The sequence below is a fragment of the Catenovulum agarivorans YM01 genome (genome assembly GCF_000281085.1).
In the GTDB taxonomy this organism is placed as follows: Bacteria; Pseudomonadota; Gammaproteobacteria; order Enterobacterales; family Alteromonadaceae; genus Catenovulum; species Catenovulum agarivorans.
This window is the reverse complement of the sequence record NZ_JH767525.1, coordinates 307-13,216: the sequence shown is the minus strand read 5'-3', so window position 1 is coordinate 13,216 and position 12,910 is coordinate 307. Positions and strand designations below refer to the sequence as shown.

The following is a 12,910-nucleotide window of genomic DNA, read 5'->3' as shown; positions in this document are numbered from 1 at the left end:
TATGCAGTTTATAAAAAAAATGGTTTTAGGCGCGTCGTTAGTGATGATGACGTGTGGTTTACAAGCAAACGAAGCAGTAAAAGAATTACAACAAAAATTACAAACCTTATCAGGGTTTAGCGCGCAGTTCTCGCAAAAAGTGACGGATAGTCAAGGTAAAGTGGTGCAAACCACGCAAGGTCAAGTTGATATAGTTCAACCAAATAAATTTCGTTGGCAAACTTATGAGCCGAACGAAAATTTATTAGTGTCAGATGGCCAAAGCGTGTGGTTTTTTGACCCGTTTGTTGAGCAAGTATCAATTTATAACTACATCAGTTTAGTTGATTCAAACCCAATTTTATTATTATTACAGCCAACATCAGATGCATGGCAGGCGTATGAAATATCTAAGGTCACAGATAAAACTTATCGAATCAAAGCTAAATCACAAGAGCAGCAAATTGATTATGTGGATTTAGCTTTTTCTGCAACCGACCAAGTGACAGCATTAAATATTAAAGACAGACAGAACCAATTAAGCGAATACTCATTTACTGCATTTAACCTACGTAACAGCAGCGATTATGCAGCGAACTACTTCAAATTTGCCATTGAAGATGGCATTGAAGTAGACGATCAAAGATAACAAGTTAAGCTAATTTTTAACCATGTTATTTGATGAGTTGAATAAACCTTTAGCTGCGCGTATGCGCGCGCAGACTATTGAACAGTACATTGGTCAGTCGCATATACTAGGGCCAGATAAACCCTTATTTAAAGCGATTAAGTCTGGCCGTGTGCATTCACTTATTTTGTGGGGGCCGCCAGGTACTGGCAAAACCACTCTCGCAGAATTAATTGCTCAATACGCAAATGCACACATTGAACGTATCTCAGCTGTTACCTCTGGTGTAAAGGATATTCGCCAAGCCATCGACAATGCAAAAAATGTCGCCCAAGCGCAAGGACAAAAAACTGTCTTGTTTGTCGATGAGGTACATAGATTCAACAAATCACAACAAGATGCATTTTTGCCTTATATCGAAGATGGCACTGTTATTTTTGTTGGCGCAACTACCGAAAATCCAGGTTTTGAACTAAACAGAGCTTTGTTATCACGTGCACGTGTTTATCTACTTAAAAAGCACAACAAAGACGATTTATTGCAGTTAATCGCTCAAGTTAAAAATCGTCCGCAACATAGTGGTGAGTCAGCCACGTTAGAAATTCCAGCCGATATTCAAAATGCGTTAGTTGACTACAGTGATGGTGATGCACGTAAGCTGCTTAATTTGTTAGAAATTCTCACAGATATGTCGGAAGCTGATGAAAACGGCCTGCGGGTTATTTCCGATGAACATGTACAAACTCTGTTAGAGCATAAAGTGGTTGCGGGTGATAAAGGCGGCGATCTGTTTTATGACATGATCTCAGCTTTTCACAAATCTGTTCGTGGTTCATCGCCAGATGGTGCTTTGTATTGGTATGCACGCATGTTGAAATCGGGTGTTGATCCTTTATATGTTGCACGTAGATTATTAGCTATTGCCTCTGAAGATATTGGCAATGCAGACCCAAGAGCTATGCAGGTTGCTTTAAATGCATGGGACTGTTATACCCGCGTAGGCCCAGCTGAAGGTGAAAGGGCGATTGCTCAAGCGGCTGTTTACTTGGCATGTGCTGCAAAAAGTAATGCTGTGTATACTGCGTTTAAAGCGGCATTGCGTGATGCTGAAAATTTACCTAGCTTTGATGTGCCGTTTCATTTGCGCAACGCACCAACTCAAATTAATAAATCGCTTGGCCATGGCGCAGAATATAGATACGCACATAACGAAGCCAACGCATACGCGGCGGGTGAGTGTTATATGCCAGAAGAAATTAAAGATACACAATATTATTTTCCAACCGAACGTGGCATTGAAAGTAAAATTCAACAAAAACTAGATTACCTCGCCAATCTTGACCAACAAAGCACAAATAAGAGGTATGAATAACCGTGACTTATGTGTTTATTGCCATTGGTGGCGCTTTGGGCGCGTGTTTAAGATATTTTCTTTCACAACAAGCGTTAATCTGGTTTGGTAAAGAGTTTCCTTTTGGTACACTGTTGGTCAATGTTTTGGGCTCGCTGATAATTGGCTTTTTGTATACCTTAATCGCTCAAGGATATGTGCAATTAATTCCTTGGCGTACATTTATTGGTATTGGCTTTTTAGGGGCGTTAACTACCTTCTCAACATTTTCTATGGACACCTTGTTGTTATTACAGCAAGGGGCGTGGATTAAAGCGAGTCTGAATATATTATTAAACGTTTTTGTTTGTCTGTTTGCTGCTTGGATAGGCAGTAAATTAGTCGGGATTAAATTTTAAAAAAGAACTGGTTATAGAATGTTAGATCCTAAAATTTTACGTAGCGACTTAGAGCAAGTTGCCGCACGATTAGAAACTCGTGGTTTTAAGTTAGATGTTGATGCGTTAGTTCAATTAGAAGAAAAACGTAAAGCCATTCAAGTTAAAACTGAAAACTTACAAAACGAGCGAAATGCCCGTTCTAAAAACATAGGTAAAGCCAAAGCGGCTGGTGAAGACATTGCGCCTTTGTTAGCACAAGTAGGTGAGTTAGGCTCAGCATTAGATGCAGCTAAAACTGAGCTTGCAGAAGTTATGCAACAATGGGATAGCTTAACTTTGGGTATCCCTAATTTACCTGATGAATCAGTGCCAGTTGGTGCAGACGAAGCTGATAATGTTGAAGTGCGCACATGGGGTACAGTGCCGAGCTTTGATTTTGCTGTAAAAGACCATGTAGATTTAGCCGAAGCTTTAGGTAAAGGTTTAGATTTTGAAAGTGGTGTTAAATTGTCAGCAGCACGTTTTGTGGTGATGCGTGGTCAAATAGCGCGTATGCATCGTGCCTTGTCGCAGTTTATGCTGGATTTACATACCCAAGAGCATGGTTATAGCGAAACTTATGTGCCTTACATTGTTAACTCTGACAGCTTATATGGTACAGGCCAGTTACCAAAATTTGGTGAAGATTTATTCCATACTCAGCCTTTATCTGCTGACGGCGCGGGTATGTCACTCATCCCAACAGCGGAAGTGCCATTAACTAACTTAGCGCGTGATGAGATTTTTGATGAAGAACATCTGCCGGTTAAATTAACTGCACATACCCCTTGTTTTCGTTCTGAAGCTGGCTCATCAGGTCGCGATACTCGTGGATTAATTCGTCAACATCAGTTTGATAAAGTTGAATTAGTTCAGCTGGTTAAACCAGAAGATTCAATGCAAGCGCTTGAAGATTTAACCGGCCATGCCGAAAAAGTATTGCAGCTATTGAACTTACCTTACCGTGTAATGGCGTTATGTACTGGTGATATGGGCTTTGGTGCAGCTAAAACTTACGATTTAGAAGTTTGGTTACCAGCGCAAGATTGTTATCGTGAAATTTCATCTTGTTCTAATATGCAAGACTTCCAAGCACGTCGTATGCAGGCTAGATTACGTAGAAAAGGTGCGAAAAAGCCAGAATTGTTACATACTCTAAATGGTTCGGGTCTAGCAGTAGGCCGTACTTTAGTGGCAATTTTAGAGAATTATCAGCAAGCTGACGGCTCTATTAAAGTGCCTGAAGTATTACAGCCTTATATGGGCGGCTTAACGGTTATTTCTGCCTAATTTTGTATTGGAGTTGATATGGCGAAAAGATCACAACCATCACCGGTTAAATTGTTTTTAAAAGCAGTCTATTGGTTGCTTATTATCGCCATATTTGGCTCTGTGTTAGTACTGGCTTTTGACGCTTACCTAACATGGAAATCAGCTAAGGGCTAAAACTACCCTTTGTGATGATTAGATGCATTTAGCGGGTTTTGGTAAACCCGCTATTTTTGTTGCTTGTTTAGCTGGGCCTTTGGGAAATAACTTGTATAAATACGGACTGTTACCTTTGTCTTTACCTAACTTTTGCCCAATTGCTTTCACCAAAATCCGAATTGCAGGGCTGGTTTTAAACTCCAAATAGAAGTTACGCACAAACCAAATCACTTCCCAGTGAGACTCAGTTAACTCAATATTTTCTTGCTCTGCTAACACAGGGGCGAGCGCTTCACTCCAGTCTAAATAGTTTTGTAAATATCCATGTTTGTCTACAGCAATAGCTTGCTGATTAAATACAAGTTCACTCATACGATTCGTTAATTACCAATTTGAATAATAGGCTGGTGTTTAATGGTTAATTCTACCCATTCTTGCTTGGATAACCAAATTTGGCTTGGTTGTGTACAAGATAAACCTCGGGCTGATGCATCATCTGCGAGCACATGGCATTGTTCAAATTGCTGTATTTCACTTTTGAGTAAGTTATAGCAGCCATCTTCAGTAAATAAGATGGCTTTGTTTTTAAGTTGTTGTGCTAGCTCGGATAATCTAGTCGAACTTAAAATGCTTTTAACCGTATACAATGGTTTTGGCATAGTTATCCCCTTAAAACTCTAGTACAACATCAAATTCACTTAATTTAGCCAAAAAAGCCTCGGCTGACAGCAGTTGAGCTTCAATCGCTAAATTATCTTCCTGCAGTTGCAATTCCTCCATCGCCGTTTGCTCAAGGTATACCTCTTCAATATCGTATAAGTCTAATGCTTTAAATCCTTGGCTGTAGTTTTTGCGATTAAGCTTGTCTGCAGCTATTTGTGTGCTAAGTTGCAACGGCGCATTACCAGTAAAAAATAATGCAACAGACTGCTCGTAAGTAGCTAAGGTTAGTGCTAACTCTAAGCCTTCTTTACCTTTATCATTGGTAAAAGGGGAGTGATTAAATATTATGGCGTGTTTGTGATTATTCATTAAAACTGTACCACTCTGTCAGCTTGCATTTGTAGTTCTACATATTCACCTAATCCACCAATGCGGAAATGTTGCGCTAGGCTATCACCGACTAAACCATGATAATCGGCTTCACTAGCATCTAGAATTCCACGTCTTTGTGCGGCAGCTGAACAGACAATGAGCTCCACAGCATGTTGCTGACTTAGGGTTTGCCAGCCTTGTGTTATATTTATTTCGTCTGATGGCGGTGTACGCAGCTTATTTGCAACGTAAACAGCATCGGAATAAAAGAATACGCCTGCTAGTGAGTGGTGTTTTACAGCTTGCTCAGCGTAGCTCAGCGCGCTTTGGCCACTATCTGTTTCAGGACCGCTGGTAATAAAAAGTAAAATTTTTGCCATGATAGATAATGCTAATAACTTGCTATTTTATCATTAGAAATAAAAAAGGCCTCTACAGAGGCCTTTTTTGACGTTTATCTAGTTAAAGATTAATCGTCGTTGCCAGCAAATGCCATTAATAATTGCAATAAGCTAACAAAAATATTGTAGATAGAAACATATAAGCTAATAGTTGCTAATATGTAGTTACGCTCACCACCGTGAATAATCGCACTGGTTTGCATTAAAATCGCACCAGATGAAAATAAGATGAACATTGCACTAATTGCTAAAGATATCGCTGGAATTTGCAAGAAGATATTAGCGAGCATTGCTACGATAAGTACTACAAAGCCAGCCATCATCATGCCACCCAAGAACGACATATCTTTCTTAGTTGTTAACACGTACGCAGACAAACCAAAGAAGGTTAGGGCTGTACCACCTAATGCTAGTACGATTAAGTCGCTCGCACCTGCTGCTACTACCATAGAAAGCATTGGACCTAAGGTGTAACCCATAAAGCCAGTGAACGCGAAGCAGCTTACAATACCCATAGAAGAGTTAGCTGTTTTGTGGACTAAGAACATTAAACCGTATGCACCTACCAAGAAAACAATCCAGTGTGGCATTGGTAAGTTCATTGCACCAGTAATGCCTGCTACAGCAGCACTGAATGCTAATGTCATAGCTAATAGTGAATAGGTATTACGTAATACCTTGTTGGTTTCTAGTACGGATGAACTGGCATGATCAACGTAAGTTGTGCGGTTTTCCATATTACACCTCTTTGTTAAGTGAAATTGTTTATTAAATAAGTTCTATGGTTAGAACGATTATTTTTAATTTGGTTGCATTTAATGTTACAGAATATTGTGGTGCAGTCTAGTACTTTCAAGGGAATTTTTGACATATTTTGTCAAAAGCAGAGAATTTTGGCGGGCAGGGTAGAAGTATCAAATAAGAACTTTGCAAAACGCTAATTTCGCAAAGTTCTCAATCAATAAAACTTATTTCGCTTTCTTTAACGCTTTTTTAAGTTTTTTGATTTTTGACTCTTGCTTCGCAACTTTAGCTTTGCGTGCTTTCAACTATTTTTTAAGTGCTTTTACTTTTTTAGCCATAGTTTTTTCCTCTATGTATAGTTAAATCAGCCTCGCGGCTGTTGTGGATAACCAACAAATATTATTGGTTATAATGAAGCTTCGTCATCTGCTGACGAAGCCGAATGCTTTTCCATAAACTTTCTAATAAACCTTCTAACTTCTCTCGCTGCTGTAGTGTCTAGTTGCTCACAGAGTTCGACAAAAGCGTCACGCTCAGCACCATTTATCCTAATTAATAACTGACTGTCTTTTTTATTGGTTTTTTTACGTGTTGATTTGCTTGTCATAAGGGTGATATGCAAAGTATATGCTATGTATATACAAAATAGCGAAAGCGATTTTATTTGTCAAATGAAGGTCAGTTAATCAATCTAGTTTTTTCGGAGAAAATTGAAAAAGCCTTAAATATGACTGTGAATTTATACCCAGTGTTGAATAGATTGTTCTGGGGAATATTCATCAATTCACAGTTTTTAACCATCAAATTATATGTTTTTGCTGCTTATTTGCTCTGATTGGTTGATATATAACCGAACGATCAAAAAAATTAAAAAAAGTTTGTTTTAGTGCTTTACAAAGGTTCGATATGCCCTTAATATTCGCCGCGTTCCCAAGGGAACAGTCCAGAACTGCGGTGAGGTGGCTGAGTGGTTGAAAGCACCGGTCTTGAAAACCGGCGTACGTTAATAGCGTACCCAGGGTTCAAATCCCTGCCTCACCGCCACTCTCTGCTTGGGTTAGTCAACTCACAGTCCAAGATTTAAAAACTCCATAAAATACAAAAATCAATTTTGAATTATACTAGATTCATAACGCTCTGACTTTTCGTAATCATTAATTTTTTCTTCAATACAATACCCTTAATCCGAACCAATATTCTTCTTACCTTCGTAGCTTTATCATCCCCTAAACTTGCTGATTAGACGCAGGATTGATTATATCTATTCTCAAAGGTATTCGACTGTCAAATTGAATTCAGTGTGCCTGCTGTTATCTGCAATTCAGAGGAGGAGCTATTAGGAGTGTAGTCAAGTAACCTGAATTCTGGTTAACTACTTATTTTCTATGGGCTATTTGCCCTTAAAAATTATTGAGAGATTTTTAAATTACCATGCATTAGCTAACTTGTTAGCTCTAGTTTAGGTTAAGCGCTGTATTTAGTTAAACTTTTAAAGGCGAGTGGGGGCATTGTCCAGTAGATACAAAAAAGCCCTCAGAAGAGGGCTTTAGAAGCTTTATAACTAACTGATATTCAATTAGCTTTTATAAGAGTCATTGTGTACAGAAGAAACTGCACGGCCTGAAGGATCAGCCATTTTGCTGAAGCTCTCATCCCAAGCTAGTGCTTCAGGAGTACTACAAGCTACTGACTTACCACCAGGTACACATTCTGCACAACTTGGGTGTGGGAAGAATTCTTCAAAAATGCTTCTGTAGTAGTAAGCTTCTTTGGTGTCAGGTGTGTTGTAAGTGAACTTGTGCTCAGCATTCGCCAACTGGTCATCTGAAACTTGCTCAGCAGCATGTGCTTTTAAGCTATCAATCCAGCTATAACCAACACCATCACTGAATTGTTCTTTCTGACGCCATAAAACTTCTTCTGGTAAATAACCATCAAATGCTTCACGTAAGATGTGTTTTTCAATCTTACCGTCTTTACACATTTTCGCTTCAGGGTTGATAGACATAGCAATGTCCATAAAGTCTTTGTCCAAGAATGGAACACGAGACTCAACACCCCAAGCTGACATAGCTTTGTTTGCACGCGCACAGTCAAACATGTGAAGTTTATTTAATTTACGTAAAGTTTCTTCATGGAACTCTTTAGCATTTGGTGCTTTATGGAAATATAAATAACCACCGAATACTTCGTCTGAACCTTCACCTGACAGTACCATCTTGATACCCATGGCTTTGATCTTGCGCGCCATTAAGTACATAGGGGTAGAAGCACGAATTGTTGTAACATCGTAGGTTTCTAGGTGATAGATTACATCACGTACTGCATCAATACCGTCTTGCACTGTATAGTGAATTTCGTGGTGAACAGTACCAATTGCATCAGCTACTTTTTTCGCAGCGATTAAATCAGGAGCACCTTCTAAACCTACTGCAAATGAATGAAGTTTTGGCCACCAAGCATCAGATTGATCGTTGTCTTCAACACGTTTTGCTGCAAATTTTTGTGTAATAGCTGAAATCACAGATGAATCTAAACCACCAGACAATAACACACCGTAAGGTACGTCAGACATTAAGTGAGTTTTAACTGCTTTTTCTAACGCGTCGTGAATATCTTTTGGATCAGCTTCTGCGTCTTTTACCGCGTCATAACTCATCCAGTCACGTGCGTAATATTTAGTTAACTCGCCAGTTGAACTATGTAAATAGTGTCCTGGAGGGAATTCTTTAATTGAACGACATACAGGTACTAAAGCTTTCATTTCTGAAGCTACGTAGAAGTTACCGTGTTCATCCCAACCCATATATAGTGGGATAATACCCATGTGGTCACGAGCAATTAGATATTCGTTTTTAGTTTCATCATAAAGGATGAAAGCAAACATACCTTTTAACTCGTCAATGAAGTCGATACCTTTTTCTTCGTATTTAGCTAAGATTACTTCACAGTCAGATTTAGTCTGAAGTTTGTAATCAATGGTTAAACCCGCTTCTAATTCTTTGTGATTGTAGATTTCACCGTTCACAGCCAATACGTGATTTCGATTTTGATTGAAGAGCGGCTGTGCACCATTGTCTACATCTACAATAGCAAGTCTTTCATGAGCAAGAATAGCGTTTTCACCAGCATAAATACCTGACCAATCAGGACCGCGGTGACGTAATAATTTAGACAGCTCTAAAGCTTGCTGTCTAAGTTCAGCTCGATCTGTTTTTAAATCGAGAATACCAAAAATTGAGCACATAGAGTTAATTACTCCCTCTTCAACCTTAATCTAACTTTTAATTCGAAATCACAAATGGGAAATTCATCCCAAAAATCGGGTAAGCCAGCATATTCATTATTTTGCAGAATACAAGTGTCAGGCACGAGAATTATTCATTTTTGTACAAGTTGATGTGATTCTGATGACAATATTATGAAGCTGGGCTCGTCAAAGCGGGCGATTATAACAAAGCTTATATACCCAAGCTACTTGAAATTGAATGTTTCAAGCTGTGTTCAATTTTCTGAACGATCTAAAGGTGAATATCCACATCAAACAAAGTTAATGTCGAGTAGCTAACAATTCTAGGATAAACACTCGGCCAAGCAGGCAGTATATCTTTGAAATATTATACCTTTAGGCTAGACTGGAACCATAGGTTGTCAAGTTAGAAAAAGTTTGGAGTGAGTCGCTCCAAGTGAGGGTTGTATGGCGAGTGAAGTAGTATTAAAAGAGTCGGGTAGAATTTCGGATATACAAGGTTTGGTATATCGAATGGTTGATGGTCAACTAATTCCTGTATCTATAGGTGAATCCGTTTTTGCAGGGCAAATATTGGTGTTGGAAGCCGGTGCAAAAATCAAGTTTATCAAAGCCGATGGCGAAGAGGCTGAAATAGTTGCTGCAGAAAGCCAAACAACTGAAGTTGAAATTACTGGCGAGATCGAAAACCCAAACGATGACTTAGACGACGCAACTTTATCGGAAATTGAACAAATTCAGCAAGCTGTGGCTGAAGGGGACTTGTCGAATGTAGGCGCAACAGCGGCAGGTGGTTCAAGTAGTAGTGAAGGCGGTGCAACCGTTACTTCGGTAGAACGAAATGATCAGCAAACAATTGCTGGTGCTGGCTTTGATACCAATGCTGCTACTATCACAACAAGCAATGGCAATACCTTTACCCCTCCTCAACCTGTAGCTACAATTTTAATCGACACAACCGCGCCAGAAGCTTCATTTGACGATTTATTAACTAATACGTTAACGCCAACATTGACGGGTAGTGTAGATGACCCTAATGCAACAATCTCTGCGACGGTAAATGGGCAAGCTATCGCTGTAACTAATAATGGTGATGGTAGTTTTTCAATTGCTGATGCATTCACCCTAATTGAAGGTAGCAATCAAATCACTATCACGCTAGTGGATCAAAGTGGCAACCAAACTGTTTTAAATGCTACTATTACAGCTGACGTGACGCTACCCCAAGGCACTATTAATAGTATAGTTACTGATGATACAACGCCCGCGATCACTGGTACTGTGGACGATCCCGACGCATTAATTTTGGTCTCAATTAATGGTCAAACCTTTGAAGCAACCAATAATGGTGACGGTAGTTGGATTTTAGCTGACGACGTTATTGCTGAATTAACTGAACAACAACATGATGTCTCTGTTACTTTCTTCGACTTAGCTGGGAACACGAATAACGCGCAAGGTACGGTAACTGTTGACATTAACGAAGCCCCACAGGTGGCAATTCAAAGCATTAATTTATCAGAAAATAATGTATTTGTGGGACAAGCTGTGGCGACATTTGAAGCGGTTGATCCTGATGGCGACAGCTTATCTATTTCATTACAGAACAATCAAAATGGCTTTTTTGAAATATCCGGTAGCCAAATTGTTTTAACTCAAGCAGGTGTTGATGCAATTCAAAATGATGAATTGGCATTAACTTCAATCGATTACACGCTTTCAGCTAGTGATGGTGAATTCACTACGCTTGCAAATGGTGATAGTTTAATTGCGCGAGGGGATAACTCTGCTGTTTTATCTATTCAGGTTGATGGTGATGTTACTGAACTCGGTGGCTCAGTTCAGTATACTGCTGTGTTGTCTCAGGTTACACAAAGCGATATTAGTGTAACTTTAGCAAGCGGTATTGAGATAGTTATATCTGCAGGACAAATTTTTGGAACCGCCCAAAGAATCATTGCGGCTGATGAGGATGTTTATATTGACCCTCAGGTATTAACAGATTCAATTTTATCTGTATCAGGTGGTAGTTTTGACAACCTAGTGATTGATTCTGCGCCGCTATCAATTAATGTTTCCGATACGATTAATGAAACCAGTTTAACTTTAAGTGCATCTGAATCTGTATCTGAAGCAGGTGGACAAATCACCTACACAGCTACACTTTCAAATCCTGCTCAAACTCAAGTCACCGTAACTTTGGCTTCCGGTCATGTCATAACCATAGAAGCAGAACAAACGCAAGGACAGATTGTCGTTGATTTTGCAGCTGCAGATGACGTTTATTCAGAATCCGATTCAATTAATGACAGCATTATTGATGTAAGCGGTGGAAACTTTGAACGTTTATCCTTTGCTTTGGACCCTGTTTCGACAGGAATTGTCGACACTATCGATGTCACTCGCTTAACCTTGAATGCCGACGCAACTATCAATGAAGGCCAAGAGATAGAATATACTGCAGTACTTTCGAATCCGGCAGCTTCTGATATGACAATAAATCTTACTAATGGTGAGACTATTGTGATAAATGCAGGGCAAACTTCTGGTAGTGTTTTAGTTGCTATAGAAAATTCACCAGTAATTGATGCAACTACTATTATCAATCAGATAGACGTTAATTCTGTGATCGGTGGTGGATTTGAGCAATTAGACATTTCTAGCGAATCAGTTACAACGCAAGTTGTAGATGTGGTTGAAACAACGCAACTAACTTTGACCGCAGACAGCGAGGTTAATGAAGGTACCAACATCAATTATACAGTTTCGACGACTTCGCCAACAGCCACGGATTTGACTGTGCAACTGACTAATGGTTTGACTATAACTATTTTAGCCGGTCAGTCTTCAGCAACAGCCGCATTTGTAACTCAAGATTCTGTATATCAAGACGCGCGCGTATTTAATGTTTCAATTGACTCAGGCTCAGTAAGTGGTGGTGGTTTTGAAGATTTACAAGTAGATACGACAAGTGTTGTGACTAACGTTGCAGACGTAGTTTCTGATGTATCATTAACTTTTAATGCTGATATTGATGTGTCAGCTGGCGAGAGTATAAATTATCAAGTCAGCCTAACTCAGCCTGCAGCAACTGATTTGTCTATCCCTTTGTCAAACGGTCAAATTATAGTTGTATTGGCGGGGCAAACATCTGCCTCTGTTGAGGTAACAGCGCCTTCTGAGCAAAGTACACTTTCAGTTAGCATTGACGAAGCGAATATTACGGGTGGTAATTTTGAAAACTTGGTATTGGGTAACTCAAGTGTAACTACTAATGTTTCAGGTGTAGTTGAAGAGGTATCTTTAAGCTTAAGTGGCACCCCAAGTGTCAGCGAAGGTGGCAGCATTACTTATACCGCAAGCTTAACGGCAGCGGCAGAAACGGATATGACCATTACTTTAAGTAATGGCGCAGAGATTAGCATTGCGGCCGGGCAAAGCTCAGGTACAGTCAGTGTCTCTGTTGGTAATGATGTTTACACTGGTGCAGACAATGTGGTCACCACATTAAGCTTAGACAATGTGTCTGGTGGCAACTTCGAAAACCTAGTGCTGGGTAACAGCTCAGTGACCACCACAGTGGCAGATGTATTAGACCAAACCACCTTAAGTTTAAGTGGTACGCCAAGTGTCAGCGAACGTGGCAGCATTATTTATACCGCCAGCTTAACGGCG

At 39.7% G+C, this 12,910-nt stretch carries 13 protein-coding genes and 1 tRNA gene; 7 read left to right on the top strand and 7 right to left on the bottom strand.

What is annotated here, in order from left to right:
- The first annotated feature begins 1 nt into the window (after position 1).
- Genes lolA through WSC_RS24835 form a run of 5 tightly spaced genes read left to right on the top strand, consistent with a single transcriptional unit; the run spans position 2 to position 3,823 of the window.
- Positions 2-628 (top strand): outer membrane lipoprotein periplasmic chaperone LolA, encoded by a 627-nt coding sequence (gene lolA, locus WSC_RS0107510; protein ID WP_016955303.1) that lies wholly within the window; start codon positions 2-4, stop codon positions 626-628.
- A 22-nt stretch (positions 629-650) separates the two neighbouring features.
- The gene (locus WSC_RS0107505; protein WP_016955302.1) at positions 651-1,979 is read left to right on the top strand and encodes a replication-associated recombination protein A; all 1,329 of its coding nucleotides are present in this window, start codon (positions 651-653) and stop codon (positions 1,977-1,979) included.
- Between the two features lie 2 nt (positions 1,980-1,981).
- Positions 1,982-2,356 (top strand): fluoride efflux transporter CrcB, encoded by a 375-nt coding sequence (gene crcB, locus WSC_RS0107500; RefSeq protein ID WP_016955301.1) that lies wholly within the window; start codon positions 1,982-1,984, stop codon positions 2,354-2,356.
- Positions 2,357-2,374: 18 nt separating this feature from the next.
- Entirely contained in the window at positions 2,375-3,667 is a 1,293-nt protein-coding gene (gene serS, locus WSC_RS0107495) for a serine--tRNA ligase (RefSeq protein WP_016955300.1), read from the top strand.
- 18 nt (positions 3,668-3,685) lie between these two features.
- Positions 3,686-3,823: a hypothetical protein gene (locus tag WSC_RS24835; RefSeq protein WP_016955299.1), complete on the top strand. Its 138-nt coding sequence runs from the start codon at positions 3,686-3,688 to the stop codon at positions 3,821-3,823.
- An 18-nt stretch (positions 3,824-3,841) separates the two neighbouring features.
- Here the strand turns inward: WSC_RS24835 and WSC_RS0107485 are convergent, their stop codons facing one another.
- From WSC_RS0107485 to WSC_RS0107460, 6 genes are all read right to left on the bottom strand, one after another.
- On the bottom strand, positions 3,842-4,177 hold the full coding sequence (locus WSC_RS0107485; RefSeq protein WP_016955298.1) for a TusE/DsrC/DsvC family sulfur relay protein: 336 nt from the start codon (positions 4,175-4,177) through the stop codon (positions 3,842-3,844).
- 8 nt (positions 4,178-4,185) lie between these two features.
- On the bottom strand, positions 4,186-4,464 hold the full coding sequence (locus tag WSC_RS0107480; protein ID WP_016955297.1) for a DsrH/TusB family sulfur metabolism protein: 279 nt from the start codon (positions 4,462-4,464) through the stop codon (positions 4,186-4,188).
- A 10-nt stretch (positions 4,465-4,474) separates the two neighbouring features.
- Positions 4,475-4,837 carry a sulfurtransferase complex subunit TusC gene (gene tusC, locus WSC_RS0107475; RefSeq protein WP_016955296.1) on the bottom strand — a complete coding sequence of 121 codons (363 nt, stop codon included), beginning with the start codon at positions 4,835-4,837 and terminating at the stop codon, positions 4,475-4,477.
- A complete protein-coding gene (gene tusD, locus WSC_RS0107470; protein ID WP_016955295.1) occupies positions 4,837-5,220 on the bottom strand; it encodes a sulfurtransferase complex subunit TusD in 384 nt (127 codons plus the stop codon). The genes tusC and tusD overlap by 1 nt, the downstream gene beginning before the upstream one ends.
- A gap of 89 nt (positions 5,221-5,309) precedes the next feature.
- Positions 5,310-5,978, bottom strand: a complete 669-nt coding sequence (locus WSC_RS0107465; RefSeq protein WP_016955294.1) for a Bax inhibitor-1/YccA family protein — start codon at positions 5,976-5,978, stop codon at positions 5,310-5,312.
- A 413-nt stretch (positions 5,979-6,391) separates the two neighbouring features.
- A complete protein-coding gene (locus tag WSC_RS0107460; RefSeq protein ID WP_016955293.1) occupies positions 6,392-6,592 on the bottom strand; it encodes a hypothetical protein in 201 nt (66 codons plus the stop codon).
- A 346-nt stretch (positions 6,593-6,938) separates the two neighbouring features.
- Between WSC_RS0107460 and WSC_RS0107455 the strand changes: the two genes are divergently transcribed.
- A tRNA-Ser gene (locus WSC_RS0107455) sits at positions 6,939-7,029 on the top strand.
- Between the two features lie 532 nt (positions 7,030-7,561).
- Here the strand turns inward: WSC_RS0107455 and asnB are convergent.
- Entirely contained in the window at positions 7,562-9,232 is a 1,671-nt protein-coding gene (gene asnB / locus WSC_RS0107450) for an asparagine synthase B (RefSeq protein ID WP_016955292.1), read from the bottom strand.
- Between the two features lie 450 nt (positions 9,233-9,682).
- Between asnB and WSC_RS22155 the strand changes: the two genes are divergently transcribed.
- Positions 9,683-12,910, top strand: a 3,228-nt coding sequence (locus tag WSC_RS22155; RefSeq protein ID WP_040394094.1) for an immunoglobulin-like domain-containing protein, incomplete at its 3' end; no start/stop codon positions are given.

What these genes read in the sequence shown, in the direction of transcription:
- lolA (WP_016955303.1), top strand. Translation starts at nt 2, where the DNA reads ATGCAGTTTATAAAAAAAATGGTTTTAGGCGCGTCGTTAGTGATGATG.
- WSC_RS0107505 (WP_016955302.1), top strand. Translation starts at nt 651, where the DNA reads ATGTTATTTGATGAGTTGAATAAACCTTTAGCTGCGCGTATGCGCGCG.
- serS (WP_016955300.1), top strand. Translation starts at nt 2,375, where the DNA reads ATGTTAGATCCTAAAATTTTACGTAGCGACTTAGAGCAAGTTGCCGCA.
- WSC_RS24835 (WP_016955299.1), top strand. Translation starts at nt 3,686, where the DNA reads ATGGCGAAAAGATCACAACCATCACCGGTTAAATTGTTTTTAAAAGCA.
- WSC_RS0107485 (WP_016955298.1), bottom strand. Translation starts at nt 4,177, where the DNA reads ATGAGTGAACTTGTATTTAATCAGCAAGCTATTGCTGTAGACAAACAT.
- WSC_RS0107480 (WP_016955297.1), bottom strand. Translation starts at nt 4,464, where the DNA reads ATGCCAAAACCATTGTATACGGTTAAAAGCATTTTAAGTTCGACTAGA.
- tusC (WP_016955296.1), bottom strand. Translation starts at nt 4,837, where the DNA reads ATGAATAATCACAAACACGCCATAATATTTAATCACTCCCCTTTTACC.
- tusD (WP_016955295.1), bottom strand. Translation starts at nt 5,220, where the DNA reads ATGGCAAAAATTTTACTTTTTATTACCAGCGGTCCTGAAACAGATAGT.
- WSC_RS0107465 (WP_016955294.1), bottom strand. Translation starts at nt 5,978, where the DNA reads ATGGAAAACCGCACAACTTACGTTGATCATGCCAGTTCATCCGTACTA.
- WSC_RS0107460 (WP_016955293.1), bottom strand. Translation starts at nt 6,592, where the DNA reads ATGACAAGCAAATCAACACGTAAAAAAACCAATAAAAAAGACAGTCAG.
- asnB (WP_016955292.1), bottom strand. Translation starts at nt 9,232, where the DNA reads ATGTGCTCAATTTTTGGTATTCTCGATTTAAAAACAGATCGAGCTGAA.